The sequence below is a fragment of the Trebonia sp. genome (assembly GCF_049794275.1).
Lineage (GTDB): Bacteria > Actinomycetota > Actinomycetes > Streptosporangiales > Streptosporangiaceae > Trebonia.
In genome coordinates this window covers 1-4,057 of record NZ_JBARCR010000296.1, presented here as the reverse complement: position 1 = coordinate 4,057, position 4,057 = coordinate 1, and the positions used below count along the sequence as shown (strand labels likewise).

4 protein-coding genes are annotated in these 4,057 nt (G+C 71.9%); 1 reads left to right on the top strand and 3 read right to left on the bottom strand.

Translation table 11 applies throughout. From position 1 onward, the window contains the following. The 3 genes from WA805_RS08360 to WA805_RS08350 form a co-directional block, all read right to left on the bottom strand. A partial coding sequence (locus WA805_RS08360) for a Na+/H+ antiporter (RefSeq protein WP_425242044.1) occupies positions 1-1,482 on the bottom strand: 1,482 nt, incomplete at its 3' end. 428 nt (positions 1,483-1,910) lie between these two features. Then, positions 1,911-2,174 (bottom strand): hypothetical protein, encoded by a 264-nt coding sequence (locus WA805_RS08355; protein ID WP_425242043.1) that lies wholly within the window; start codon positions 2,172-2,174, stop codon positions 1,911-1,913. Between the two features lie 124 nt (positions 2,175-2,298). Next, the gene (locus tag WA805_RS08350; protein WP_422271342.1) at positions 2,299-2,571 is read right to left on the bottom strand and encodes a hypothetical protein; all 273 of its coding nucleotides are present in this window, start codon (positions 2,569-2,571) and stop codon (positions 2,299-2,301) included. Positions 2,572-2,838: 267 nt separating this feature from the next. Here WA805_RS08350 and WA805_RS08345 point away from each other — a divergent pair. Continuing rightward, positions 2,839-4,057: FtsX-like permease family protein (locus WA805_RS08345; RefSeq protein WP_425242042.1), on the top strand; the 1,219-nt coding region annotated here is incomplete at its 3' end.

Below are 4,057 nucleotides of genomic sequence, written 5' to 3'. Positions count from 1 at the left end.
GAGCAGCTCGGCGCGGAAGTCGCGGTGACTGGCAGCGCCGTCCGCGGCCGCGTCGGCGGCCGCGCCGTCGCCGGTGTCGTCGAGTACCGCGCGAACCCGGTCCAGCCGCCTCTCGAACAGCTGCCGGTACAGGCTGGCGGTGTCCTCGTCCACCTCGCCGTCCTCGGCGAGCTGGTCCAGCCGCGCCAGCCCGGCCTCGGTGACCCGCGCGCGTGCCTTGGCCTCTGCCCGGCGGTGCTGGTCGCTTTGCGCCATCCCGAGCGCGCGCAGCAGCGGCGCGAGCGTCAGGCCCTCGCCGATCAGCGTGGCGACCACGACGACCGCGGCCAGGAAGATCAGGGTGGACCGCTGGGTGAACGGCTCCCCGTGCAGCATCTCCGGCAGGCTCAGCGCGATGGCCAGCGTGATCGCGCCGCGCATGCCGCCCCAGCCGATCACGAGCCGCTGCCGCCACGGGTTCTGCACGTAGGAGGAGTGCCTGCCGGGCAGCAGCCGCAGCAGCGGCGACACGATCAGCTCCCAGGCCAGCCGGATGCCGATGACCGCGGCCACCAGCGCGGCGGCGGCGCCCGCCAGCCGCGCGACCGAGATCGTGGTGGACAGGTGATCCACGACCGACCGCAGCTCCAGGCCGAGCAGCACGAACAGCGCGGACTCGAGCAGGAAGATCAGCGTTCGCCAGAACATCGAGCCGCTGACCCGCGACGCCGGCTGGAGCAGGCCTTCGGTCCTGGTCCCGAGGTAGACGCCGGTGGTCACGGTGGCCAGCACGCCGGACACGTGGAACTGCTCGGCCGGGATGTAGGCGACGAACGGCGTGATCAGCGAGACCAGGATCTGCAGCGAGGGATCGCTGACCCAGCGCCGCACGCGGCCGATCACCAGCCCGACGACGAGCCCGTATGCGATCCCGCCGACGACGACCTCGACAAGCCGTACCAAACCGTGGCTGATAGTGAACGGGTGCGCCATCGCCTCGACGGCCAGCCCGAACGCGGTCAGCGCGACCGCGTCGTTGATCAGGCTCTCGCCTTCCAGGATCGTCACCACGCGGTGCGGCGCGCCCAGCCGGGACAGCACCGACGTGGCCGCGACGGCGTCGGTGGGCGCCACCGCCGCGGCGAACGCCAGCGCGGGCGCCCAGCCGAGGCCGGGCAGGACAAGCCGGCTGACCCAGCCCACGCCGAGGATCGTCACCCCGGTCGCGCCGATCGCCAGCGCGGTGATCGGCACCGCGTTCTCCCTGGTCTCCCGCGGCGCGCTGAGGAACGCGGCGTGGTAGATCAGCGGCGGGACGAAAATCAGCAGCACGATGTCGGGCGACAGGGTGATGTTCGGGACCTGCGGGATCAGGCTGGCGAGCATGCCGAGCACGACGAGCACGATCGCTTCCGGTATCTCGAGCCGGTTGGCGAGGCCCCGGCCGAGAATGACCACCACGGCGATCGCCACCGCCAGCGTGAACAGTTCCTGCTCGCTCACCGGGTCTCCCCCCTGCCGCGGCCAGCGTATCGGGGCGGCCTTCAGCGGGGACGCCGGCCGGCGGCGCGGGTGAACCTGTCGATTGGCGGGCGCCTCCCGGCGCCGGGCGTCCGGCAGTCCCGCTTCTTGCTGTTATCAGGCCTATGGGCGGTGCGGTGAACCTGTCGATTGCGCAATCGACACCGATAGGGCAGGTCGATCGCGCAAGCGGCAGGTCAGCTGAGGCGTTCGGGGGCCCGCGCCGCCGGGTCGCGCTCACATAGGGCGAGAAATGCACCGCGAAACTAGGGCAAAAGGGACATGAAGCGGGACGTTTCTCGCCCTATGTGCGAAATCTGGGCCAAGGTGCGGTACGTGATAGACGGCGAGACCCTGGCTGGCGTGACCTTGGGCAGCCGCGCTTGATCGTTTCTGGCGAGGAGCTGAAGTCACGCAGCGTGCGCGCGGCAGCCCCGGTGCACGTACTTCAGCGCCCAGCGGCCATCCCGGTACGCCCACGTGCACAGGCCGCAGCCCGGCGCGCTCGCGGTAACGCCAGGCGCGAACGGTGCGACGTCGATCTTCTTCCGGGGGGCTACCCCTGGCCGCATAGGCTCCGCCTGCACCGGGACCAGCTCGTCCCCGACCGTGACCACGCGCGTTATCTCGCCGTCCCAGCCCAGCAGGAACTCGCGGTAAGCCAGCGCGGTCATATAGTCAACGGTACTCCCCGCACCTTGGCCTGCGGCGCGTCCAGCTCGGCGGCCAGCCCCGGCGTTCAACCCGTGCTGGGCTGATCGTGGGGCGATGCTCACCGTGATCCAGGTACCCGGTTCATCAGTAGTGCCTTACCTTCCCCGTCCCCCGGTAGGGCTGCACTTGATCCGGCCACCGGCAGGCGCCCGTGCATGGCTGGCCGAGCCGTAGCAGCGGCGTGTTCGCTGCCGTCGACCACGACCGGTCCCGTACGTGATGCCGGGCGTCCGCGGCGTGCTCGTCGCGGTGGCACCGTTCCCAGCCTCGCTCGGTGCGGGCCATCTCGGGGCAGCGCAGCGCCGTTGCCTCCTGGCCGGCCTGGCCGAGTGCTACGGAAAGCTGATTGTCTGTCATCCGCGTGATCCTCTCCGCTGCCGTCTGGCCGTGTGCGCGGCATGGCGGGGCTGGTGTGCTGGCCGTCGTGGCGGCGGTCCCGGCAGCGGGATGCAGTCGCGGTTACAGTCTACGTCCCGTGCACGCGTGGATCGATGCGCCCGATACCGGCATCGGCAGGAGGGCTCAGGGGCGGCGTGGTCGTGCTAGCAGGTGCGGGCGCGGACGGGTGGCATCCTTTCGCGGCGTTGCCTGGCGGCGTGAGACTGGGCGCGAGGGGAGGGCGCCGTGGGGGCCGTCCGGGTCATCCTGGCGGCCAGGGCCCGCCGGTTCTGGCGGGCCTGGCTGCTGCTTGCCGTGCTGGTCGGGCTCGGCACCGCGGTCGTGCTGGCGGCTGTCACTGCTGGCCGCCGGGCCGACACGGCGGTCCCGGCCTTCGTCGCCGCGCACGGGTACGACGCCGTCGTCTACGCCGAAAAGCCACTGCCGATCGCATCGCTGCCGAACGTGACCGAGGCGGTCCAGACGTACTCCCCCTTCCAGGGCCAGCCCGAGTGCTCGTGCGGCAAGCAGATCGACCAGACCGCCTTCGCCGTCTTCGAGGTACCGCCGGCGTCCCTGCCGCGGATGGTCAAGCTGGCCGAAGGGCGGATGCCGGACCAGTCCAAGCTGGAGACGCTGGTGTCGTTCACCATGCAGCGCGACTACGGGATCGGCCCAGGCACGCTGATCCGGCTGCCGATGGCGGGCGCCGACCAGCTGAAGCAGATCATGCGGGGAATAGAGACTGGCCAGCCGCCGCCGGGTCAGTTCGACGGGCCGGTCATCACGCTGCGGGTGACCGGCGTGGTCGCCACTGAGCGCGAGCTGCTGGCCGGAAACGGGGCCAGCTACGACCTCTTCCCGAGCGCGGCCTTCGTCGCCGCCACCAAGGGGGTCCCCGCCTTCCCCTTCTACCACGTGCGGCTGCGGCACGGCGAGGCGGACTTCGCCCGTTTCGAGGCGACCGTCACCGGCAAGTACGGCGCCGGGGTGGAGGACCTTGACACGATCGCGGCCGCCGTCACCGTCGCCGTCCACCCGCAGGCGGTCGCCTGGTGGGTGGTGGCCGCCCTCGCCGCGGTGACGTTCCTGGTCGTCACCGGGCAGGCGCTGACCAGGCAGAGCGCGGCGGAGGACGCCGACGGCCCAGTGCTGGCCGCCCTCGGGCTGCGCTCGGGTCAGTTCATCGCGCTGGCCATGCTACGGGTGGCGGCCGTCGCGGTCACCGGAACGCTGGCCGGGATCGGGGTGGCCACCGCGCTGTCCGGGTTCACCCCGGCCGGCGAGGCACGGCTCTTCACCCCCACGCCCGGGCTGCTGTTCGACTGGCCGGTCGCCCTGGCGGGCGGTGCCGCCGCGCTGGCGGCCACCGCGCTGCTCGGGCTGCCGCCCGCATTGCGCTCCAAGCGGCACCACATCCGCCGGGATACCCCGGGAACTCGGCAGTCCCTGGTCACCCGGGCGG

Coding starts and splice junctions, on each gene's coding strand:
- WA805_RS08350 (WP_422271342.1), bottom strand. CDS start 2,571: ATGACAGACAATCAGCTTTCCGTAGCACTCGGCCAGGCCGGCCAGGAG.
- WA805_RS08355 (WP_425242043.1), bottom strand. CDS start 2,174: ATGACCGCGCTGGCTTACCGCGAGTTCCTGCTGGGCTGGGACGGCGAG.